The organism is Ruegeria sp. YTSA144, from assembly GCF_059610125.1.
This window is the reverse complement of sequence record NZ_JBXWNA010000007.1, coordinates 210,094-232,039: the sequence shown is the minus strand read 5'-3', so window position 1 is coordinate 232,039 and position 21,946 is coordinate 210,094. Positions and strand designations below refer to the sequence as shown.

Here is a 21,946-nt window from a genome sequence, read left to right as displayed (position 1 = left end):
GATTTGAGGGATATTTTGCATAGAGCTGGCGCGGGGGCGATGCTTTGCTTGAACACATTGTGGACTCTGAAAAACCCATCGACGATGGAAAAATAAGACGAAAGATGCAGGTTGTTAACGTTGCAGCCTTTATTGCGTCGCTTGGGTTTGGTTTCACAGCCTTCTACCAGTTCCAACTTGGACCAGACTGGAGATATCTTGCATGGGTGAACTTTGGGCTTGGCTTCGCGGCGCTGTTGACGATGACGCTGGATCGCTTCGGCCTTGAGGTCAAAGTCGCTTATTTTACAGTATGGTTATTCCTGTTCCTGGCTCATGACATCAGCGTCGGCAAAAACGGTGAAGATCACCTGGTCTTGCTTGTCGGCCCGCCCTTGCTTTTTTATTTTCTGGGGGCCGCATATTGGCGTTGGATCACTTTGATAACGATCCTCAGCGCAGCTTTGTTTATTTACATATCGCTTGTCGTTCCTTTGCACATACCGCCCGGCGAAACGATTTGGGATATTGTTACGCAATCATATCAAGACGGATTTGTTAGGCACCCTCAAGATGTTATTTTCATCGTGCTGATTTTGGGAATCGTCTCGGCGCTTTTTTTCACGTCCTATTCTGCAAACGCCGCAATAGATCGATACGAAGAAGCGTTGGAAAAGGAGTTTGCTGTTTCCGAGCGGCTGATAAATGTTCTTTTGCCTTCACGTATTGCCAAGCGCATCAAAGCGCACCCGGACAGGCTAATTGCTGAAAGAATTGATGACGCTACAATTCTGTTTTCTGATTTGTCAGGATTTTCTGAATTCGCGGCCGCCAATGGGGCCAGAGCGACGGTCAAATTGCTGGGCTCCGTATTCTCGGCATTCGATGAACTGGTTCTGAGCTACAAGCTGGAGAAAATCAAAACCATCGGAGACAGCTATATGGTTGCAGGTGGTCTGGACCCCTCTGTCAAGGAACGGCAACCGGATTCGGTTCGCATGGCAGCGTTGGCGATTGATATGATTGCGACGGTCGAGCGGGTGTCAGACAAACTGCATCCAAAGGTGTCCCTGCGGGTCGGAATTCACAAAGGTCCGGTGATCGCAGGTGTAATCGGCGGCGACAAACCGTTTTTTGACGTTTGGGGTGATACAGTCAACATCGCCTCAAGAATGGAAAGCTCCGGAGAGCCGGGGCGCGTTCAAATCTCACCCGAGGTAAGAGATGAGATAGCCGAACATGTGGACTGTGACAGACGAGAGGTTATCAACATCAAGGGATATGGTGAAATCCAACCCTATTGGTTGGGGAAAGTCCACGACGAACCTGCGATTTCACGCACGTCCGAGCAGTTTATCAAAGGTTGAAAACCTCATCTTCTCGGTGAAACGTCCCGAGGTCAGTGCGGGTTCAGTCAGCGACCGGAAGGGGGCGAACCTGGGTCATTTGAAACAACGGATCACACGGGGGCAATTGCGGCCCGCAGCCGGATGGCCCGTTGCGACAGTGAGAGCACGCGCTCGAAGCCAGGCCGCATTTTCAAAAACGAGCCGCCGGCTGAAGAACCCGGCGGCTCGGACCTTGGTGCTTTTCAGTGAAACTGGGACAACCGTGGTCAGCGGTTTCAGGCGGTGACTTCCTGCTCGGGCGCGCTGAGCGAGATGACGAGCACCACAGCCGCACCGTTCAGCCAGTAAAACACCGCATCCAGTCCTGAGAACCCCAGAACGCTGGGTGCAAACAGGAAGGTGATCCCGACGATCAAGTCTACGGCCAGATGAAACTTGTAGGGAAGGACCCGCCAAATCCCAAGATGATGATCGGTCAGAACCGTCAGAACAAACGCAGCAACACCGGTGACAACCGACAACCACAGGGCCAGTGGGTTTGACTGACCCAATCCCAACAGGAACGGCAACGTCATGAGGGCAATGGCAACAGGGTAGTCGAGGTAAGCATGGACAGAGCGGGTAACGAAACGCAGGGACATGAGATCTTCCTTTTTTCAATCATTGATAAAGGGAAGGTAAGGTGCCGAAGTTGAACGCTGAATTTCTGATCGTCTATGATATCATGCAGATCGTTCAGAAAATTTGGAGGATCAATGCATCGCCCGGTACGCAGCTGGCGATAACCCAACCTGTTTCTTGAACACACGCGAGAAAGCTGCCTCGGAGGCATACCCGACCTCGGCGGCTGCATCTGCCACGTTCCATTTTGCCTCGGTCAGACCATGGCATGCGATCTGCATCCGCCAATCCGTGAGGTACTGCATCGGCGTTGTGCCCATCTTTTCAGCAAAAAGCTGAGCAAAGGCCGTGCGCGACATACCCGCCACACGTGCCAATGACGCAACGCTCCAGTCATTGGCCGGGGCCTGGTGGAACGCGGTCAACGCCCGCGAGATGCGCTGATCAGCAAATCCTGCCAACGCGGAATCCTGCGGGCTCTGACGTTCCAGATAGGCCCGGATCGCCTGTGCAAACAGGACCTCGGACAGTTTCAGCGCGATCAGGTCGCCACCGATCCTCGCGCCTGAAACCTCAGAGCCGATCATGCGCAGGGTGGATTCCATCCACGATCCCGCCTCTTCGCCATAATTCTCGATCAGGATATAGGGCGGCAGGCGGTCGATCAGCATATGCCCGGTGCCGTTTCGGCCGGCCGGGCCGGTAAAAGAGAAGTGACCGCAGATCAGCTGCGTATCCCGTTCCTCGTCATCACCGCCATAGACCAACACGCCCTCGCCCGTGTAGCCCGCACGCTCCAGCACCTGCTCCAGGGGCAATGCATCCAACGGCTTGACCTCGGCACAGAGCAATGCGTGCGGTGCCCCGTGGGGTATCAGGATCAGATCTCCCTGCCTCAACCGCAGGGTTTCCCCCGTGGTCGAGACATGAACCTTGAGCTCGCCACGCTGCACAAAATGAAACCGGGCCACGTTTTCGAACCCTGGCACCTGAATTCCGAAGGGCGGCGTGAACGACGTGCGGAAATAAAATGTGCCGCGCAGGGAAAGGCGGGTGAGAATATCGCTGAGAAGGTCCAACATGTGCTGAAGATACGCAATCTGTGCAATCCGTCCAGATGGCCGAACGGATTGCACGATAAATTGCACGTTTTGCAACAAAAAGCCCCCGACAAAGCGGGGGCAAAATCTTACGAGCGCACCAGTTTCTCGTAGTCCTCGGCGATTTGGCGGGTCAGGTCGCCGACCTCGAATGTGTATTCGCCGATCTGCCCGACAGGCGTGACCTCGGCCGCGGTGCCGGTTAGCCAACACTGTTCGAAGTCAGCCATTTCTTCGGGCTTGATGCGGCGTTCATGCACGGTGATGCCCTTGTCTTTCAGCATCTGGATCACCGTCTGGCGGGTGATGCCGTTCAGGAAGCAGTCTGCCAGCGGGGTATGCACCTCGCCATCCTTGACGAAAAATACGTTCGCGCCAGTGGCCTCGGCCACGTATCCGCGCCAGTCCATGAACAATGCGTCCGAGCATCCTTTGGCTTCGGCCTTGTGCTTGGAAATGGTGCAGATCATGTAAAGGCCCGCTGCCTTGGCATGAACGGGGATGGTTTCCGGGCTGGGGCGTTTCCACTCGGCAATGTCCAGCTTGGCACCCTGCATCTTGGCATCGCCATAATAGGCACCCCAGGGCCAGACCGCGATGGCCATGCGTACCGGATTGCGGGCCGAGGCGACGCCCATATCCTCGCCCGAGCCACGCCAGACCAGCGCCCGCACATACGCGTCCTGCAAACCGCTGGCTTTCAGCGCTTCTTCCTTGGCGGCTTCGATTTCATCAACCGAATAAGGCATCGGCATGTCCAGCGCCTCGGCCGAGGCGATCAGGCGCCGGGAATGGTCGCGGCTTTTGAAGATCTTGCCGTTATATGCGCGCTCGCCTTCGAATACCGATGAGGCATAGTGCATTGCGTGGGTCAGAATGTGCACGTTGGCCTCACGCCAGGGCACCAGTTTGCCATCCATCCAAATGGTGCCATCACGATCATCATACCCCGCCATGCGAAACCTCCTGAACCGGGTTGGTTTTTCGATTATTGCGCCAATTAGGTCCGATGCGGATACAATATTGCGCAAAAACTGCGATTCGATACCGCTCTCCTCTTGGAATGTCAATAACGCTGACATAAACTCGGCCCGGTAGTAACGAATGAGGCATGATATGTCCGACATCCGCCCGGCCCCGCGTTATGGGGGCGAGAGCCTTTTGTTTTTGACCGATGAGCAATTGCGGCAGGGGATTGAGGCCATGTTCTTCGCCTATCGCGGCTTTACCGCTGATCCCGACCGCATCCTTGCGGAGATGGCCTATGGCCGCGCTCACCACCGGGCAATCCACTTCATCAACCGCGCGCCGGGCACGACTGTCAACAACTTGTTGGCCATTCTTGGCGTAACAAAACAGTCTCTGAACAGGGTTTTGCGAACCTTGATCGAGGATGGTTTGGTGGAAAGTCGCGTGGGAACAGTGGACAAACGTGAACGCCACCTATTTCTGACAGAAAAGGGGCAGTCGCTGGAAACCACGTTGTCGGATGCTCAGCGGGCCAGAATGCGCGCCGCCTATAAGGATGCCGGTCCCGAAGCCGTGGCTGGTTTTCGCAAAGTGCTTGAAGCAATGATGGATGCTGATATGCGTCATGCCTATACGAAACTTCGGGATACGACCTCATGAGCGAAATGGATGCCCATCTTCTGATTGTCGATGATGACGAGCGCATTCGCGATCTGCTCAAGAAGTTTCTGATGCGCAATGGGTTTCTGGTTACGGCGGCACGGGATGCAGCCCACGCGCGGCGCGTATTGTCGGGGTTGGATTTCGACATGATCGTCATGGATGTGATGATGCCGGGCGAGGATGGTGTCAGCCTGACCCGTGCTTTGCGGGAAACGCATACGACACCGATCCTGCTGCTGACCGCAAAGGGTGAGACGGAACACCGGATCGCGGGCCTCGAGGCCGGGGCGGATGATTACCTGGCAAAACCGTTCGAGCCGAAAGAGCTGCTGTTGCGGATCAACGCGATCCTGCGCCGGATGCCGGAAACGCCGGCAGAAGAAACCACGGCGAAGATCCTGTATCTCGGGCCCATCCGCTATGACATTGAACGCGGCGAGATGTGGCAGGGCGAAGACCCGGTCCGTCTGACCGCAACCGAAAGCCAGTTGATGAAGATATTCTCGGCCCAGCCCGGAGAGCCGATCAGCCGCGCCAAGCTGGTCGAGGATCTGGGGCGCGACAAGGGCCAGGCGCAGGAGCGCGCTGTAGATGTACAGATCACGCGCCTTCGACGCAAAATCGAACAGGACCCCAAGCAGCCACGCTATTTGCAGACTGTGCGGGGCGCAGGGTATATGCTTGCGCCGGATTGAGGTGCCGCTGCGCGGCGTATTTTGGCCTTCGGCGAGGATATTTGTAGCCAGATGAAGATGGGATCCCAATGACGACTGCCCTTTTGACCCATGCCGATTGTCTGGGCCATGTGACACCTGACGGGCACCCCGAACGGGTGGCGCGGCTGGAGCATATTCTGCATGCATTGGAAGTGCTGGAGCTGAAGCGGGTGACGGCTCCGCTGGCTGCGGATGACGATCTTCTGCGGATTCATCCCGAGAGCTATATTCGAGACATTCGAGCCGCGCGCCCTGCGGACGGGTTCGCCCAGATCGACGGGGATACGTTCCTGTCTCCGGGATCGGTGGACGCAGCCTACCGCGCGGCGGGTGCGGCGGTGCGGGCCGTTGATCTGGTATTGGGCGGTGAAGTATCGAACGCGTTCTGTGCCATTCGCCCGCCGGGGCACCATGCGGAATCCGAAACGGCCATGGGCTTCTGCCTGTTTGGAAATGCAGCATTGGCGGCGAAACATGCGCTGGACCATCACGGTTTGAAACGCGTGGCCGTGGTCGATTTCGACGTGCATCATGGCAATGGAACCCAGGACCTGTTGTGGGATGAAGCGCGGGCCTTGGTGATAACCAGCCAGCAGATGCCTTTGTGGCCCGGATCGGGCCGGCCCGAGGAAACGGGTGTTCATGATACGGTGCTCAACATCCCACTGGCGCCCGGCAGTGGCGGCGCCGAGATGCGTGCCGCCTATGAAACAAAGGCCTTTCCGCGCTTGCGGGCCTTCAGGCCGGAACTGATTATCATTTCCGCCGGGTTCGATGCCCATCAGGACGACCCGCTTGCCAATCTGAACTGGGCCACTGATGATTTTGCCTGGATCACCGCCGAGCTGTGCAGGATTGCCGACGAGGTTTGCGGCGGTCGTATCGTCTCGACTCTGGAAGGCGGGTATGATCTGAACGCACTGGCCCAGGCCACACGCGCCCATGTGGAAGAATTGATAAAGGCAGCCCGATGACCGAGATCCCCGTAGACCAGATGACATTCGAACAGGCGATGAAAGAACTTGAAGCCGTAGTCGGCCAGCTGGAACGTGGCGACGTCGCGCTGGATCAATCAATTGCGCTGTACGAGCGCGGCGCGGCGCTGAAAAAGCGGTGCGAGGACGAGTTGAAGCGCGCGGAAGAAAAAGTCGCAGCGATCACTCTGGACGCCAGTAGTCAGCCGACCGGTACGACGCCTGTCGAAGGTATGTGAATGTTCCCCGAAAGACTTGCGCAGGACGCTGCCAGCATTCAAAGCCATTTTGATCTGGTTTTTGGCGCTTTTGCAGACGTGGATGTCACCCGGGCCATGGCATATGCCACCCGAGGCGGAAAGCGGCTGCGCGGGTTTCTGGCATTGGAAAGTGCCCGACTGCATGATGTTGAAGAAGACCGGGCGATCTGGCCGGCCACCGCCATAGAGGCGCTGCACGCTTATTCCCTGGTGCATGACGACCTGCCCTGCATGGATGACGATGACCTGCGCCGCGGGCGGCCCACCGTTCACGTAGAGTGGGATGAAGGCACGGCTGTTCTGGCCGGAGATGCCCTTCAGACGCTTGCTTTTGAACTTTGCACCTGCTCGCAGGTTGGGGCCGCAGACATTCGCGCAGACCTTGCCCTGACCCTTGCCAAAGCCAGCGGTGCACAAGGTATGGTGCTGGGACAGGCGTTGGACATTGCGGCGGAAACGGCCGCCGAACCGCTGTCGCTGGACGAAATCACGCGTCTTCAGGCCGGCAAGACAGGCGCCCTGATCGAGTGGTCAGCCTGCGTTGGCGCCGTTATGGCCCGATCCGACCCTGACCCGTTGCGCCGATATGCCCGGGCGATGGGTCTTGCTTTTCAGATTGCAGATGACATCCTTGATATCGAAGGCGATGCCCAAAAGGCGGGCAAGCGATTGCAAAAGGATACCGAGGCAGGGAAAGCCACTTTTGTTTCGCTTTTGGGTCTGCCTGCTGCCAAAGCCCGCGCAAGTGAGCTGGTGGATCAGGCCTGCGCCGCTTTGGACGGGTTTGGTCCGAAGGCGGAAACCTTGAAGGAAGCCGCCCGCTTCGTTATTGCCCGGGACAGCTAAGCCAGGAACGCGCCACATGTCTGACCGCCCCAATACGCCCCTGCTGGATCTTGTGAACCGCCCTGCGGATCTCAAGCAGTTCTCGGACGCACAACTGCACCAGGTTGCACAGGAGTTGCGGGCCGAAACAATTTCGGCGGTTGCCGTGACCGGCGGGCATCTTGGGGCAGGCTTGGGGGTTGTTGAACTGACCACCGCCTTGCACGCCGTATTTGATACGCCCCGAGACAAGATCATCTGGGATGTGGGTCATCAGTGTTATCCGCACAAAATCCTGACTGAACGACGTGATCGCATCCGCACATTGCGCATGAAGGATGGCCTCAGCGGCTTCACCAAGCGCAGCGAAAGCCCCTATGACCCATTTGGCGCGGCGCATTCCAGCACGTCGATCAGCGCTGCTTTGGGTTTTGCTGTCGCACGGGATCTGGGGGGTGTAACGCCCGAAGGGTTGGGCGACGCAATTGCTGTGATCGGCGATGGCTCGATGTCTGCGGGCATGGCTTTTGAGGCGATGAACAATGCAGGCCACCTGAAAAAGCGTCTGATCGTCATTCTGAATGACAACGAGATGAGCATCGCGCCGCCAGTTGGTGCGTTGTCCAGCTATTTGTCGCGTATTTATAGTGAAGAACCGTTTCACGATCTGAAAGCTGCTGCCAAAGGCGCTGTGTCCTTGCTGCCCGAGCCATTCCGGGAGGGCGCCAAGCGCGCCAAGGAGATGTTGAAAGGCATGGCGGTGGGCGGCACGCTGTTCGAAGAGCTTGGGTTTTCCTATCTCGGCCCGATAGATGGCCATGACATGGACCAGCTGCTGCCGGTTCTGCGTACGGTCAAATCACGGGCAACCGGGCCGATTCTGATCCATGTATTGACGAAAAAAGGCAAGGGCTATGCCCCCGCCGAACAGGCCCGCGACAAAGGCCATGCCACGGCCAAGTTCGATGTGGTGACTGGAGAACAAAAGAAGGCACCTTCAAACGCGCCCTCTTATACGTCTGTATTTGGCAAGGCGCTGGTGGATGAGGCCGCGCGTGACGACAAAATCGTTGCCGTGACCGCTGCCATGCCCGACGGAACTGGCCTGAACCTGTTTGCCGAGCGCTATCCGTCACGTTGCTTTGATGTGGCGATTGCCGAACAGCACGGCGTGACGTTTTCGGCTGCGCTTGCCGCAGGAGGAATGAAGCCGTTCTGCGCAATGTATTCGACCTTTCTCCAGCGTGGTTACGACCAGGTGGTACATGACGTGGCGATTCAGCGCCTGCCCGTACGTTTTGCAATCGACAGGGCAGGGTTGGTCGGGGCTGACGGCGCCACCCATGCGGGGTCGTTCGACATTGCCTATCTGGCCAACCTGCCCGGTATGGTCGTCATGGCTGCGGCTGACGAGGCCGAGCTGATGCATATGGTGGCGACCGCCGCCGCGCATGACGAAGGCCCCATTGCGTTCCGCTATCCGCGCGGTGAAGGCGTCGGGGTCGACTTGCCCGAACGCGGCGAGGTTCTGGAAATCGGCAAGGGCCGCGTTATCCGGGAAGGTGCGCGGGTGGCTCTGCTTTCATTCGGTACACGTCTGGCAGAGGTTCAGAAGGCGGCGGAATCCCTTGCAGCCAAAGGCATAACGCCCACGATTGCCGATGCTCGTTTTGCCAAACCTCTTGATCGCGACCTGATCCTGGATCTGGCGTCCAACCACGAGGCTTTGATTACCATCGAAGAAGGGGCCGTTGGCGGTTTTGGCAGCCATGTCGCTCAGCTCTTGGCGGATGAAGGTGTGTTTGATCGGGGGCTGAAATACCGCTCGATGGTTTTGCCTGATATCTTCATCGATCAAGCCAGCCCCGCGGATATGTATGCGGTGGCCGGTATGAATGCCGAGCATATCGAAGCGAAAGTTCTGGATGTTCTGGGCGTCGCCTCGATCGGAGAGAAACGCGCTTAGCGTGCCTGTCGGCAGGGCAGCGGATGTTGCGAGGGCCGAATTTCGTTTGACCTGGATTTTTCTGGTGCCGCTGAAGGGCATCTAATCCGTGTATCACGGAGTGTCATCACGTATCAGGATTTTGCTAACCTTCTTGTTTTCATTAATTTAGCTGTACCACTGTGTTCCACTATGTCCCACAGTATACTATATATAGAGGGTGGATAGAGAGGTGGGTGAGTGTCACGGCCCTTGAACAAGCTCAACGCGTCGACTCTTAAGTCGGCAACGCCTGGGAAATACTCGGACGGCGGAGGGTTGTGGTTTCATCGGCGTGAGGACGGCGGCGCTCAATGGTTTCTGCGGATAACTGTCCACGGGCGCAGGCGTGAGATGGGGTTGGGTTCCTTCCCTGAGGTATCACTCAAAGAGGTCCGCCAAGAAGCCGAGAGCTGGCGGGCGGTAGCTAGGCGGGGTATCGACCCTATCAAGGAACGTGAACGCCTCAAGCGTGAAGAGGCCAGTAAACTCCACCTATTGAAAGACGTTGCCGAGGATGCTTTCGAAAGTCGCAAGGCTGAGTTGAAGGGAGACGGCAAAGCGGGTCGCTGGTATTCGCCGCTGGAGCTGCACGTGCTCCCCAAGCTTGGGAAAGTCCCTGTTGTGGAACTGGACCAAAAGGATATCCGGGACACACTGGCTCCCATTTGGCACGACAAAGCTGACACAGCGCGCAAAGCCATGAACCGCCTATCCATCGTGATGCGGCATGCAGCAGCGCTTGGGCTCAATGTGGATCTACAGGCAACGGACAAAGCAAAGGCTCTGCTGGGTAAGCAGCGGCACAAAGCAAAGAATATTCCAGCGATGCCCTGGCAAGAAGTCCCCGCGTTTTATCAGAGCCTTGATGGAGGGACTGTGACTGAGCTTGCATTAAGGCTGCTTATACTCACAGCGGTTCGTTCATTTCCACTGCGCAATCTTCACCTGGACCAGATTGATGGTGATGTTTGGACCATACCCGCAGAGGCAATGAAGGGACGCAGGGACGCGACTAAAAACTTTCGGGTGCCATTATCTAAGGAGGCTATGGCTGTCGTTGAAATGGCTAAACCGCTGGCACGGGACGGCTTGTTGTTCCCCGGCGTTCGACGTGGCGTGATTTCGGACATGACGATGGCGTCGTTCATGAAACGAAGCAAACTGGTTGAGCGCCCTCATGGATTCAGGTCTTCATTCAGGGATTGGGTGGCGGAAACACAGAGCGTACCATTTGAGGTTGCTGAAACCTGCCTGGGTCATGTCGTCGGCGGATCTGTCGAGCGGTCCTATAAGCGAACGGATTTCTTGGAACAGCGGCGCGAACTAATGGAAAGGTGGGCCAGCCTTCTGCTAATGGACATATCCAAGGGTGATCAAAAACTAGTAAAGCTTGGAGCGAGGCATGGATAAAAGAGTGGTTCGCGGGTTGCTGGACTATATCCAAGCTGAGAACAACGGTGTCGAATGGTATTTTGAGCAGCCAAGCTCAGATTGCGTCCCCGGTATGGGGTTGGGCGCAACCAAACAAGCCACAAGATGGGCATACATTGGATATTGCACTGAAGTAAGGCTCTTAATTGAGGCGGAGTTAACAAAACCTCGAGGCCGCCCCCAAAAGCCAAAAATCGCTTCCACAGACGCTTACCGGGCGTTTGCTCTATGGAAGATGGCAAAACAGGTATTCGGCGAAGACCGGCGAAACTGTACCGTGAATTCATTGATTCAATTGGTTGTCCTTGTGGAAGAAAAATTAGAAATACCGATGAACGAACGAGCTTTTCCACCAAGTGGCGACTACGCATCTTCAATCTCAAGAGGAAAGAAGATCCTCGAGATAGATAGTGGCTGGAATTCCGAGTTTTGCGAAAAAATCGACACCATTTAACCGCAAATGACTGACAGATAACGGTCATTCAGGATGTGTCCCATGAACAACCATGGAGCACGTAAATGAACCTCCTCTCCTTCACTGACCTACAGTCCAAGCTCGGCGGTCGTAGCCGCAGCTCAGTATATCGCGACATTGAAATCGGTCGCCTTCCGAAACCAATTAAGTTCGGTTCTCGGTTGTATTGGAACGAAGCCGACATCGACGCTGCAATCGAGAAACAGGTTGCTGCCTAATCAAAACCCGCACCCAGAACTAGGGCGCGGGCGGCAAACAATTGCGGCTGGTGGAATAGTTGCGATTGTAACCGTTTCTCGCTCTTGGTGCAATAACCAAGGAGGCAAGAAATGCCTGAGCAGAACACCGATACCCAACATTCATCTCCGCCACCCAATACACTATCGGCTGAACGCTGGCAGGACTTTCCCGGAAACACCTCAACCGCACAGTACCTTGTTGAAGGTGTGAGCGGCGAAAGCCACGTCATCACTGTCGATAAGCTGATGCGCCGGGTTCTGGATGGCCTTATCCAACGCCCGGTCTTCTGTGCAAGCCGTTGCCGCGTTGGTCACTATGTAGACCTTCTGCGCAAGGAAAAGCGGGTTCAGATCGAAACCGACTGGTATTCGAACGACAAGGCCACGGGCCGTCTGCGCTATGGTGTCTATCGCCTGGTGAGCAAAGTTACCCGGATCGACGGTCAGGCGGTGCGCTAATGAGAACCCTCAATCTCCAAACCCTCACCCTGCGGCGCAAGCACGGCCTCTCTGAAACCGCTGCACGTCTGATTGCCAGCCTTCACTATGGGGAGGCTCGGTCATGATGGTTATAGTTCAATGCAATGACGGTCATCAGATCCGCATTTCCCGCCCCCCGATTGAGCATAAGCCCTGCCCCGGTATCGACGTGGTTGATTTCCGCATCTTTACCAAATCCAAAAAGGGGAATTGGAGCAGCACCCAACGGGGCATCACTTTCGACGCGGCTCTCCTGCACGAAGTTTTGCGGGCGATGGTGGATGTGACGAACCGGAAAGGGGGAGCGTCATGAACGCCCAAGACCTGACCTACAAGCTTGGTGGCGTCTGGCGCAACAGGCGGGGCTCCGCGCCTTGCCCTGTCTGCCAGCAGGAACGCCGGAAAGACCAGAACGCGCTGTCAGTATCGGAATCCGGCGGCAATCTGCTGCTGTACTGCTTCAAGAATGGTTGCAGCTTCAGGGACATTGCCGACGCGGCCAACGTTCCGACCAGCTCGGCTCGGATCGATCCTGAAGCACGGCGAGAGGCAGACAGAAAGCGCAAGGAATACGAGGAACAGAAGCTCAACCAGGCGCGCGGGATCTGGGAAGCCTCTCGCCCCATCGAGCGCACCAAAGCCGAGGCCTATTTGCGTAGGCGCGGTATCACATGCGACTTGCCCCCGTCTCTGCGCTTTGCGCCGGATATCTTTCACAGCCCCACAACTTCATGGGCCTGCGCAATGGTCGCAGACGTAACAACCGGCGGCGTTCACAGGACGTTCTTCAATAAGAGAGGCAACTGGCTGGCGAAAAACGCCAAGATGATGTTGGGGCCGTGTTCTGGTGGCTCTGTCGTCCTGTCAGAGGCTGTAGGATCGTTGGTGGTGTGTGAGGGCATCGAAACCGGCCTTTCGCTCTTGTCCGGCTTGCTGGACGGACCTGCCACAGTTTGGGCCGCTCTCAGCAGCTCGGGAATGAAAGCCTTGCGCCTGCCGGAAAAACCAGGGGCGCTGATTATCGCCACAGACGGAGATCCAGCGGGACGTGATGCGGGCGATAAGCTTGCCAGCCGTGCCAGATCCCTTGGCTGGAAAGTATCGGCTAAGTCCGCCCCTGAAGGCCAGGACTTCAACGATGTCTTGACGGAAAGGACGCAAGTCTGATGGGGAACAAGTCTTACAAAAGAAACAAACGCGGCGGTTCTCGTCATGTTCAGTTGTTGGAATGGCTTCAGGCTTCTCCGGCTTGGGCGTCGTTAAAGCCCGGTCCACGTGCGCTGTACGTTGAGCTTAAACGTCGGTTCAATGGTGCGAACAACGGGGCAATAATTCTCAGCCACAGAGACGCTGCTAAAGCGCTCAATACACATCGCAACACAGTCGGCGGCTGGTTCGATGTACTTGAGGAACGTGGTTTCATCCATGCCATTCGTGGTCATTGCCTGGGACCATCAGGTATTGGCGAATCCGCACATTGGGCGCTGGATGAGTTGCCAACCGAAGATGGGAAGCCAGCCAGAAAGGCGTTCATGCGCTGGAGCGAAAAGAAAAACCCCCGCACAAAAATTGTGACGGGGCGGCACAAAAATTGTGACGAGAGTGCTGAAATTGCCCGTTCAAACGACCCTCCCGTCCTAAAAATTGTGACGGGATAGGCTGTTTTCACGAAATCACCGTCACAAAAAACAGGACATATATACATCTAGCCATATGGCAGTAGCGAAACATGACAGAGCGGGAAGGGAAAAACATAGTAATGGGAGCAGGCAACATGAGCGGCGATGACAACCGAAAATACGGTGCGAATACGGATGAGCGAAACCCGGACGGCACATTTTCGGCTGGCAATCCCGGCAAGCCTAGAGGAACTCGCCACCGGGTAACACGGGCGGTTGAGGAACTGCTTGAGGGGCAGTCCGAGGCAATCACCCAAAAGGCGGTTGAACTGGCACTTGAAGGCGACAGCACGGCCCTGCGTCTTTGTCTGGAGCGGATAGCACCCACTAGGAAGGACGCGCCGGTCAGTTTTGACCTTCCACCCATCAAATCGGCTGAGGACGCCTCAGAGGCTGCCCAGGCGGTTCTGCTGGCAGTTTCTCAGGGTGAGGTGACACCTTTGGAGGGGGCGGCAGTCATGGGGCTTGTCGAGCAATACAGGCGGGTTCTGGAAACGACGGAACTAGAGAAACGAATAGCAGCATTGGAGGCAGCAAAATGAGTGTTCGTAACAGGGTGGCAAAACTGGAAAAGGACGCAGGCAACGAGTTCAAAGTCGTCATCACTGAAGGCGTATTCTTTGACAAACAAGGGAGCCCGATTTCGACCGAAAACGGCAGGCCCCCCAATCTAGACGAGGACGTCCTTCGTGCCATCGTGAGTGTTTCGGATTCAGAGGAAACTGTCACTTTGGAGCGAAGAGAAGGCGAGTCAGGCGCTGAATTCATGCGTCGCTTCGACCAGACAGGCATCGAGATAGGTAAGAAGGTTGGCGCGACCGTTAGCCTGCGCTGGGACGTCAAATGGATTTGAGTAGAAGTGTGGGGTGCGACGCGCCGAACTCGTACCCCCTCATTGAAATCGCTTAACCCCATCATGACGCGCCGCATATAAGTGATACGGGAGCGAAGTGTTCTGATTGCGACCGTTCAATGAAGATTACGAAAGCGCAACGACATTTAAGAAACGCGGTTCGTGTTTCGGCCTGTCTCGCGAAAACTCGTGGGGTGGCACACCATACTAGGTAACCCCCTCAAATCCAGTCGGAAAAACCAGAACGTGCTAAAATAAAAGCATGCCACCCACGTCAAGAGGATCGCATTATGGCAAAGTTGTGTCCATAGCTCGTTCGGCAACTGACTGTTTACCCCACGGAAACGAACCTTTTCGACCAAAACAGCGGCGTTACGGGAAACCCCCAATTTCGTGCTTCGCTCAAATTGAGTAACTTGGGATCCGAATAACCACTTACCCCCTCGTGACGAAGAAAGGGGCTGGCCTCGACCCCCTCAGCCAGCCCCTATTGTTATTCTGGCCACCGGGGCAGATTGCTTGGGGCAGGGACGTCATTCCGAACCAGCCAATCACGCATTGCCGCCCAGTGGTCCTGTGATCCAGCGGTGTAGCGCCGTGAATGTAAGTCAGCTATCTGCCGCTCAAGGGAAGGCCACCAGTGCAACTTGATCCTAAGGCGATGGGAATTGGCCCAGGTGCGTAACGCCGCCTGCCAGTCATCAACTCGCCGGGATTCAAGTTCTTTGTGGAGGTCAAAGGGGATTCGATTAGGCCAATCTGACATGGAGAACAGATAGCGAACATCTGGAGCTTGTCTAATCGGGTTTTGAAGCTTACGACTTAATGTATGCCACCTCTGCCCTGACACCAATCACGGGAAGGGATAAACCGGCAGAGCAAGTTGGAAATGGCGGGATTCACAGGCCGAACGCCACAATTCCTCTTAGGTTCGAGACATGAAACCAAGCATAGCTGCCAAAAACGTTTCGGTTGACACAATGATGCAGTTTCGGCCCAATTCAAAGAATTGTTGTAGTGATTGAGGTTCAAGAAATGCCAAAAGTACTTAAATGTTTCTTGGCTTGCATAGGTGGTGGGTTTGTCGGTTGGATGAGCGGGCATGCATATGCCCCTACGCTTCCGCTACCACCGGACGTTGCGGTCTTGTTGTCACTGTTCTTTGGGGCGCTTCTCACGCCAATGGGAGTAGGGTGTTATGATTGAGGATGAAGAACTTGTAACACGGCAGAAGTTCCTTCGTAGAGCGGTTCTTGTTAGCTTAACGGTAAATTTCTTGGGACCAGTAGTAGCCTACTACTTCCCAACCCCTGCTTCAGTATTGACGACATACTGGTTCATAACACTAGGCACAGCGGCCATATGCGCTATTGGGTACTTTCGCACCAAGGCGAACTTAGGCATGCATCAATAATATTCACCTGCAATAACCGGCCCTTCTCAGCCGTGACTTGGCCGCTGCCGTCTCCAAATGCCTGTATCGGCCACCTGAGTACCTACGGCAATCCAAAGCGTGCCCAGCAGCAATTACAGCGGCTCCTATGTCTTGGCCATCCGCATAGCAGACACCAACCCAACGGTCATGCGTACGTTCGCCGTTCAAATCGCATGATATGGATTTGCCGCGCAGATAGTTTACCATCCATCGCTTTGCGTTCTGACCGGATCTTGTCCCGAGTTCAGGGGCATCGACTCCGTTCAATCGCACAGGCGTTCCATCAACGACGATTGTATCAGCGTCTCGCACGTGCAGATTGGCGGCATGGGCGGGAGGCGCAAAAAGGATCAAGAGTAAAAATAAGCGTTTCATTCTGACGATATAGGCAATCGGCGCAAACTCTTCACCCCTCTCCGGCTTCACGGAAAGCCCGCGTTGATTTCAGAGGAAGATCCCCGCTCACACCGAGGCGCAAGCACTCTTCAGGTGGAGGCGAACGTTCCCGACTTGTTCTTGTGTTACTTGGGGTAATATGATACCTTCTCACTTAGATAATCAGGCAGGACGAGCGAGGGTGACAAGGAACATGGACTGCAATGCCACTTCCAGGGAACAGCGATGCGGCGCGCGCACTTCAGTTGGGCCGTGTCAACGACTGCCTTTGAACGGAACTGGACGTTGCCGCCTGCACGGTGGCGCATCGACCGGCCCTAAAACACCAGAGGGACGCAAGCGTATTTCTGAGGCTCAGACCGCTCGATGGGCACACATTGCAGTGGCCCTCAGCGCGTTTGATACGGTCGGAGGTGGTGCACGGTGACGATAGCGCAGGCAAATCCACTTGGCTCTTCTGATGAACAGAAAACTATGGTCGCTGCGGCCCAGATAGAGGCAATGGCATGTGACCGTTTCCCACCGGACATAGTGCAATGGTCCGTTTGGCTAGAACCGTTCTTCGATCCTGAATTCGGACCCCATCTGAGAGCGGCAGCAATCCGAGCCTACGCGAAACTGTATTGGCAACTAGAAGTGCACTGCTCCGCCTATGGACCCCACTGAAAGGAATTTGTGATGGAGTTTACAGAGGCAAAAGCCGCACAGAGACAAGGTCTTTTCGGGACCATGAAACCTCAGACTGCCAACCTCTTGCAGGGGTTGGGGCTTGGCATCACGCAGCTAGCAGCGGGCCGCGCGCCGGACTTGTCCCCAATCTATGCGCAGGTGCAACAACGCGACCAACAGCAAAAGATGCAAGAGGCTATTGGGCCAGTGCTGGAGCGTTTGGATCCTGCTTATCGGCAAGTCCTGGCTTCCATGCCTCCGCATTTGGCCGCACCATTCATCATGAAGATGATAACGCCACAAGAACCTAAGCAGCGCCGCATCATAACTGGTGCTGACGGGTTCACCTACTTCGAGGACGGCACCCGCGTTCTGCCCAATGTCACGGCCAAATCGGAGGGGTGGCGCGAACTGACGCTCGATGAAATTGCGACCCGTCCTGGCCTCGACCCGAACAAAAGCTACCAAGTCGGAATTTCTGGTGCCAACACGGGCAAGATTCAAGAAATTGGCGGATCTGGGGTGGAGGTGAACAACATCATGCCCGGTGATGACAAGTGGGCAGATGAGGCCGCTAAATGGTCTGCTGGCTTCCTTGGCGGGCTTACCGAGCAGGGCTCACAAGCCGCGGCAGAACTGGGTCAGATTGAGGTCATCTCCGATTTGCTGGATACGGGTGTCGGAGGCACGACAGACGCTTGGAAAAGCTGGGCGCAGAACAGCCTCGGGATAAGCGTATCAGGTGGCAACGTCGAGGCCTTGAACGCCGCCATTTCGAAACTTGTCCCGCAGCAGCGCCCGCCGGGGTCCGGTCAGATGTCGGACAAGGACATTCAACTGTTCCGTGAAAGCTTGCCGCAACTGGTAAACAGCCCGGAAGGCAACCGGATTATTGTCGATACGATGCGCGGGCTCACCAACCACAAGCGGAGAATGGGAGAAATTGCATCCCAAGCTATGCTTGGCCGCATTTCCAGAGAAGACGCACTCGCGCAGATTTACGCACTTCCCGATCCACTGGCGGGGCTGTCGGCGCAGATACAGGCTGTGTCCAAAGTCACCAGTCCAGTAACATCGCTAGCTATGCCGGGTGGCTTTGCGGATCTGCCGGAAATCGCGAGGACGCTGAAAAAATACGGCGACCAGGGGCTGACTGCGCAAGACCTGTGGGAAGCAATGACTGACGAAGAAAAGGCCCCCTACTATGAGTGAATTTGACACCATTGCAGAGCGCGCCCTTGGCAGCAAACAAACTTTCGCAGGGGCAAAGCAGAACGAACACGCGCGCGATGTTCTACAGCAGATTGTAGACAACGGCGATGCCACCCCGGCGGAACGGGCTGCTTTGCGAGCGTTGAAGCGGGCCGAAGCAGCAGACCGGCGGGAAATCGGCGCAACTGAAGCCACGTATCGCGGCGCTGCGCAGGGTATTTCTTTGAGTTCCCGCGATGAGATGGCGGGTGTGCTCAAATGGTTGTCAGAGGGATTGACCCCTGAAGCCTATGCCTCTGGACGTGATGAGAGCCGAGCACTGGATGTTGCGGCGCAGCAGGCGTTCCCCTCCGAATTCAGCACCGGCAAAACAGCAGGCAACATCGGGACAATGGCCGTACCCAGCGGAGCAACGCTGAAAGCCACCAAAGGAATGGGACTGCTTGGAAAGTCGATTTGGAGCGGGCTTACAATGGGTACTGCTGCGGGTGCAGACGGGTTCATGAGTGGCGAGGGAGCCATGGACCGGCTTTCGAAGGCGAGAAACCCTGCATTGATTGGGGCTGGTGTGGGGCTGCTTGCCCCTGGCCTGGGGTATGCGGCAGGTAGAACGGTTCGCGGAGTTCAGAACCTGAAACGCAGCATCCCAGGTTTTGGTTCACTTGCTACAAACCGGGTAGCCCGTTCGCTGAATAATCGCAGGCTTGGTGAGGCCGCAGACATTCGGGCGTACCTTGCCAATCTGGGCGACGAGGCCATGTTGGCAGATATTCCCGGCGCACCGCGCAAGCTGGCACAAGGCGTTGCAGCCATGCCCGGAAAAGGCGGTGACATTCTCCAGGACGCAATCGAGAACCGTGCAACCGGCGCTTCTCAGCGGGTCACTCGGGTTGTTGATGAAACATTGGGTCAGGCAGATGCGGCCTTTGACACGCGACGAGCGTTGGCGGCTGAGAGAAGTTCTGTCCTAGGTCCTGAATACGATGCGGCATTGACTTATGAAAAACCGGTTGAAGTTTCGGGCATACAATCCGCCCTGACGCTACAGGCCGGTGAGAGTGCCGGAAACGTGAAATCAACCCTGCGCCGACTTGTTAGCGACTTGGGCGACGGCAAGGTGAGCGCAGTACGCCTGCACAACATTCGTTCGGAACTGAGTGACGCAATCAACAGGGCGCATGTCTCCGGGGCCAAAAAATACAGCACTCAGTTGAACCCGGTTCTCAAAATGATTGATGACAAGCTCGACAATGTTCCTGGCTACAAGAACGCCCGTCTTGGCTATGGTGCAAACAAGGCCATGGATGACGCCATTGACGAGGGGCGCAAGGTGTTCAGCGGCAGCGCCGTATCGGCCATGAGCCCAGCAGAACTTCGGGAGAGACTGGCAAGCATGACGCCAGCTCAACGGGATGCTTTCAAGAAAGGCGCGCGAGAATGGGTCTCTGCCCTGATGGGTACGAGCCGCAACGATGCCGCCGCAGCTTGGGGGGCTTTTGAGAAAGGCTGGAATGACCAGAAACTGCGGCTGGTTCTCGGAGACGAGGCAGCGGCAAAGGTCGTAGAACGACTTCAGGCGGAAAGCACTTTCTCGAAGACGCGCGGCGATGTTCTGGCGGGGTCTCAGACGCAATTCCGGGATGAGGCAACCGGTGCCTTGGTTGACCTGCGGGATGCAGAAACAGGGCGGCGTCCTGGGCCTCTCCTGCGGGCGAAACGGGCCGTGGACGATGCCGGGAATGCAATCGTGGATTCCGTCCTCTACGGGCCGCGTAGACGCAATGCAAATGCAGAGATTGGCGGCATTCTTTCCCTGCAAGGCCAAGCACGGGATGCGGCGGTGCGGGGTCTGTTGAACGAGGCTATTATGCTTCAAAAGCCGACCAAAGCACAGAGCGCAACTTCGGGGCTACTCGATTTCATCCTCAGAACAGGCGGAACGGGCCTTGTCGCGGGCGGCACGCCCTGACGCATGGTACCAGATGGCCGCAATAACCAAACCCAACATGAGGCCAGGGGAAAGCCAGTTAATCACCGGCTCCGGTATGACGTCGTAAACAAACCATGACCAGAACCGGTAAAACAAATAAACGCTGCCGCCCCACAGGGCGAGAAACAGCAAACGCCAGAAAACCTGTTCCATCAGTTAAATTTATGAGCGCTACCGGATCGCTTCAAGTGGAGTTGCCTCAGGAACGTCAATCCCGCGTGAAGGCGGATCGATACCAAGTTTTGCAAGGAAGGCTGTCGCGCGATGGCGGCACGGAGACGACGTCCACATTAGAGCGAAATAGATAGTCCTTTCCCGCGACGCGGGAAAAGGATAACTCAAATGACCGAAATCAATACGCTTGCAGCTCCTACAAACCCAGCCGCTGCTACTGAGCTGGCAAGCAGTATGCAAAAGATTTCCAATCCGCTGAGTTTCATTTTGGTTGCTACTCCCAGTTTAGCTCGACATAGAGCAATTTAGGACGCTCGCAAATCGGGTGCAGATTTGGGCGCAAAAACCCGCTGTGTCAGGAGCACAAACCCGCTCAAGTAAAGCGCCGAACATCTTACCCTGTGTTTCCCGACAACACTTGGAACTTGACCTGTAGCCAAGCTGCATCACCCAAGCGGGCTTTTGCCGTGGTAAGTTACAAAGGAGGCTTGGGCAGGTCTCTGTCCATCTCTACAAACTCCTTGTGAAACAGGTTCCGTATTGTTTCTTTCCTCAGTCTGGAGCTGCCCTTTTCTTCGTCCGTGCACCGCTCACAATCATCATCGTTGAGATGAGCACTACGGTTTTCTTTGGCTTGAACCTTCCGAAAGACAGTTAAGACATTCAGAACCAATTTCTTCCCCTCCCAGTGTGACACTCAATTCTTGTCGCTGCGGGCCCGATCCGAGCCAAAGTGGTGTCCAGGCTCAAGGATCTCCTTCTGTGAGTGCCAACCCGCAGCGACACGGCGGATGTAAGAGTTTCGCTTTGAGACGTAAGGGGGAAGAAAGAGGGGTTTTGCGTCATTATTTGACTGCATGGTCAAAAAGCTTTTACGTAACTGACCTTTGCGTCAACTTCTTAACAGATGCGATTTCCAAAGTGACGCCACGTCGCAATAAGTGCACCAATGCAGCCAAGAGAAGAAACTGCCCGTTTGCTCTGAAAAATACTAAAGAAAAGCAGACGGAAGCCGCCGCGATTGACCTAAGCCAAATGATTGCCGACGCAATAGAGGAATCGAAAACAGCAATAAAATAGGGTGATTTAGAAGCGCCGCCATTATCAAGTTTCGCGGTCTTCTTCGCAGAACAACTCGTACAAGACACCCGCTATAGCCAATACGCGTTTGTCGGCGATTTTGTAGTAAACTCTCTTTCCATCACGCCTTGCTGAAAGGATTCCCTCCAACTTAAGACGACCAAGATGTTGCGATGCCAAGGCTTGTCGCATTGAGAGGGTTTCGTGGATTTCGCCTACAGATTTTTCGCCCTGGATTAGGAGACAGAGTATCGCAAGCCTTCCCTCGTGAGACATGGCTTTTATGAAGCTGCTGGCTTCAACGACCTTTATTTCCATCTCCGAGTCCATGGGTCGCATAATGCTACCTAATACCCGCGAACCACAACCGATTATAGGCCCCGCCCGACC

General features: G+C 55.8%; 25 protein-coding genes. 20 read left to right on the top strand and 5 right to left on the bottom strand.

The window, feature by feature from the left end:
* Positions 1 to 44 precede the first annotated feature (44 nt).
* The gene (locus AC2FF8_RS16035) at positions 45 to 1,346 is read left to right on the top strand and encodes an adenylate/guanylate cyclase domain-containing protein (protein WP_496880187.1); all 1,302 of its coding nucleotides are present in this window, start codon (positions 45 to 47) and stop codon (positions 1,344 to 1,346) included.
* A 257-nt stretch (positions 1,347 to 1,603) separates the two neighbouring features.
* Here the strand turns inward: AC2FF8_RS16035 and AC2FF8_RS16030 are convergent, their stop codons facing one another.
* The 3 genes from AC2FF8_RS16030 to AC2FF8_RS16020 all read right to left on the bottom strand — a co-directional run bounded on the left by AC2FF8_RS16030 (position 1,604) and on the right by AC2FF8_RS16020 (position 4,005).
* The gene (locus AC2FF8_RS16030) at positions 1,604 to 1,969 is read right to left on the bottom strand and encodes an SPW repeat domain-containing protein (protein ID WP_171726878.1); all 366 of its coding nucleotides are present in this window, start codon (positions 1,967 to 1,969) and stop codon (positions 1,604 to 1,606) included.
* Positions 1,970 to 2,080: 111 nt separating this feature from the next.
* Positions 2,081 to 3,031: an AraC family transcriptional regulator gene (locus AC2FF8_RS16025; protein WP_496880186.1), complete on the bottom strand. Its 951-nt coding sequence runs from the start codon at positions 3,029 to 3,031 to the stop codon at positions 2,081 to 2,083.
* 107 nt (positions 3,032 to 3,138) lie between these two features.
* Entirely contained in the window at positions 3,139 to 4,005 is an 867-nt protein-coding gene (locus AC2FF8_RS16020) for a branched-chain amino acid aminotransferase (protein WP_257599623.1), read from the bottom strand.
* Positions 4,006 to 4,165: 160 nt separating this feature from the next.
* Between AC2FF8_RS16020 and AC2FF8_RS16015 the strand changes: the two genes are divergently transcribed.
* The 15 genes from AC2FF8_RS16015 (at position 4,166) to AC2FF8_RS15945 (ending at position 14,600) form a co-directional block, all read left to right on the top strand.
* Complete coding sequence (locus AC2FF8_RS16015) at positions 4,166 to 4,678, top strand: MarR family winged helix-turn-helix transcriptional regulator (RefSeq protein WP_170347566.1); 513 nt, start codon at positions 4,166 to 4,168, stop codon at positions 4,676 to 4,678.
* Positions 4,675 to 5,376 (top strand): response regulator, encoded by a 702-nt coding sequence (locus AC2FF8_RS16010; RefSeq protein WP_170347567.1) that lies wholly within the window; start codon positions 4,675 to 4,677, stop codon positions 5,374 to 5,376. The genes AC2FF8_RS16015 and AC2FF8_RS16010 overlap by 4 nt, the downstream gene beginning before the upstream one ends.
* Before the next feature lie 68 nt (positions 5,377 to 5,444).
* Positions 5,445 to 6,371: a histone deacetylase family protein gene (locus tag AC2FF8_RS16005; RefSeq protein WP_496880185.1), complete on the top strand. Its 927-nt coding sequence runs from the start codon at positions 5,445 to 5,447 to the stop codon at positions 6,369 to 6,371.
* A complete protein-coding gene (locus AC2FF8_RS16000) occupies positions 6,368 to 6,610 on the top strand; it encodes an exodeoxyribonuclease VII small subunit (protein WP_496880184.1) in 243 nt (80 codons plus the stop codon). Before AC2FF8_RS16005 ends, AC2FF8_RS16000 begins: the two co-directional genes overlap by 4 nt.
* Positions 6,611 to 7,477: a polyprenyl synthetase family protein gene (locus AC2FF8_RS15995; protein ID WP_257599620.1), complete on the top strand. Its 867-nt coding sequence runs from the start codon at positions 6,611 to 6,613 to the stop codon at positions 7,475 to 7,477.
* 16 nt (positions 7,478 to 7,493) lie between these two features.
* Positions 7,494 to 9,422 carry a 1-deoxy-D-xylulose-5-phosphate synthase gene (gene dxs / locus AC2FF8_RS15990; RefSeq protein ID WP_496880183.1) on the top strand — a complete coding sequence of 643 codons (1,929 nt, stop codon included), beginning with the start codon at positions 7,494 to 7,496 and terminating at the stop codon, positions 9,420 to 9,422.
* A 219-nt stretch (positions 9,423 to 9,641) separates the two neighbouring features.
* A complete protein-coding gene (locus tag AC2FF8_RS15985) occupies positions 9,642 to 10,853 on the top strand; it encodes a tyrosine-type recombinase/integrase (RefSeq protein ID WP_496880182.1) in 1,212 nt (403 codons plus the stop codon).
* On the top strand, positions 10,846 to 11,328 hold the full coding sequence (locus AC2FF8_RS15980; protein ID WP_496880181.1) for a hypothetical protein: 483 nt from the start codon (positions 10,846 to 10,848) through the stop codon (positions 11,326 to 11,328). The genes AC2FF8_RS15985 and AC2FF8_RS15980 overlap by 8 nt, the downstream gene beginning before the upstream one ends.
* Positions 11,329 to 11,393: 65 nt before the next feature.
* Positions 11,394 to 11,567: a helix-turn-helix transcriptional regulator gene (locus AC2FF8_RS15975; RefSeq protein WP_170408056.1), complete on the top strand. Its 174-nt coding sequence runs from the start codon at positions 11,394 to 11,396 to the stop codon at positions 11,565 to 11,567.
* Positions 11,568 to 11,678: 111 nt separating this feature from the next.
* Positions 11,679 to 12,047 carry a hypothetical protein gene (locus tag AC2FF8_RS15970; protein WP_496880180.1) on the top strand — a complete coding sequence of 123 codons (369 nt, stop codon included), beginning with the start codon at positions 11,679 to 11,681 and terminating at the stop codon, positions 12,045 to 12,047.
* Between the two features lie 103 nt (positions 12,048 to 12,150).
* Complete coding sequence (locus tag AC2FF8_RS15965) at positions 12,151 to 12,381, top strand: hypothetical protein (RefSeq protein WP_496880179.1); 231 nt, start codon at positions 12,151 to 12,153, stop codon at positions 12,379 to 12,381.
* On the top strand, positions 12,378 to 13,235 hold the full coding sequence (locus AC2FF8_RS15960; protein ID WP_496880178.1) for a DUF7146 domain-containing protein: 858 nt from the start codon (positions 12,378 to 12,380) through the stop codon (positions 13,233 to 13,235). The genes AC2FF8_RS15965 and AC2FF8_RS15960 overlap by 4 nt, the downstream gene beginning before the upstream one ends.
* Positions 13,235 to 13,726, top strand: a complete 492-nt coding sequence (locus AC2FF8_RS15955) for a helix-turn-helix domain-containing protein (protein ID WP_496880177.1) — start codon at positions 13,235 to 13,237, stop codon at positions 13,724 to 13,726. The genes AC2FF8_RS15960 and AC2FF8_RS15955 overlap by 1 nt, the downstream gene beginning before the upstream one ends.
* 116 nt (positions 13,727 to 13,842) lie before the next feature.
* Positions 13,843 to 14,289, top strand: a complete 447-nt coding sequence (locus AC2FF8_RS15950) for a DUF5681 domain-containing protein (protein ID WP_496880176.1) — start codon at positions 13,843 to 13,845, stop codon at positions 14,287 to 14,289.
* Positions 14,286 to 14,600, top strand: a complete 315-nt coding sequence (locus AC2FF8_RS15945) for a hypothetical protein (RefSeq protein ID WP_496880175.1) — start codon at positions 14,286 to 14,288, stop codon at positions 14,598 to 14,600. The genes AC2FF8_RS15950 and AC2FF8_RS15945 overlap by 4 nt, the downstream gene beginning before the upstream one ends.
* 1,417 nt (positions 14,601 to 16,017) lie before the next feature.
* On the opposite strand, the gene AC2FF8_RS15940 is transcribed toward AC2FF8_RS15945, so the two are convergent.
* Positions 16,018 to 16,410: a thermonuclease family protein gene (locus tag AC2FF8_RS15940; RefSeq protein ID WP_496880200.1), complete on the bottom strand. Its 393-nt coding sequence runs from the start codon at positions 16,408 to 16,410 to the stop codon at positions 16,018 to 16,020.
* Between the two features lie 160 nt (positions 16,411 to 16,570).
* Here AC2FF8_RS15940 and AC2FF8_RS15935 point away from each other — a divergent pair, with 160 nt between their 5' ends.
* The 4 genes from AC2FF8_RS15935 to AC2FF8_RS15920 all read left to right on the top strand — a co-directional run bounded on the left by AC2FF8_RS15935 (position 16,571) and on the right by AC2FF8_RS15920 (position 21,556).
* Positions 16,571 to 16,858 carry an HGGxSTG domain-containing protein gene (locus AC2FF8_RS15935; RefSeq protein ID WP_496880174.1) on the top strand — a complete coding sequence of 96 codons (288 nt, stop codon included), beginning with the start codon at positions 16,571 to 16,573 and terminating at the stop codon, positions 16,856 to 16,858.
* Positions 16,859 to 17,109: 251 nt separating this feature from the next.
* Positions 17,110 to 18,312 (top strand): hypothetical protein, encoded by a 1,203-nt coding sequence (locus tag AC2FF8_RS15930; RefSeq protein ID WP_496880173.1) that lies wholly within the window; start codon positions 17,110 to 17,112, stop codon positions 18,310 to 18,312.
* Positions 18,305 to 20,281, top strand: a complete 1,977-nt coding sequence (locus tag AC2FF8_RS15925; protein ID WP_496880172.1) for a hypothetical protein — start codon at positions 18,305 to 18,307, stop codon at positions 20,279 to 20,281. The genes AC2FF8_RS15930 and AC2FF8_RS15925 overlap by 8 nt, the downstream gene beginning before the upstream one ends.
* Positions 20,282 to 21,238: 957 nt before the next feature.
* Complete coding sequence (locus tag AC2FF8_RS15920) at positions 21,239 to 21,556, top strand: hypothetical protein (RefSeq protein ID WP_496880171.1); 318 nt, start codon at positions 21,239 to 21,241, stop codon at positions 21,554 to 21,556.
* 24 nt (positions 21,557 to 21,580) lie between these two features.
* Here the strand turns inward: AC2FF8_RS15920 and AC2FF8_RS15915 are convergent, their stop codons facing one another.
* On the bottom strand, positions 21,581 to 21,874 hold the full coding sequence (locus tag AC2FF8_RS15915; RefSeq protein WP_496880170.1) for an ArsR/SmtB family transcription factor: 294 nt from the start codon (positions 21,872 to 21,874) through the stop codon (positions 21,581 to 21,583).
* Positions 21,875 to 21,946 lie beyond the last annotated feature (72 nt).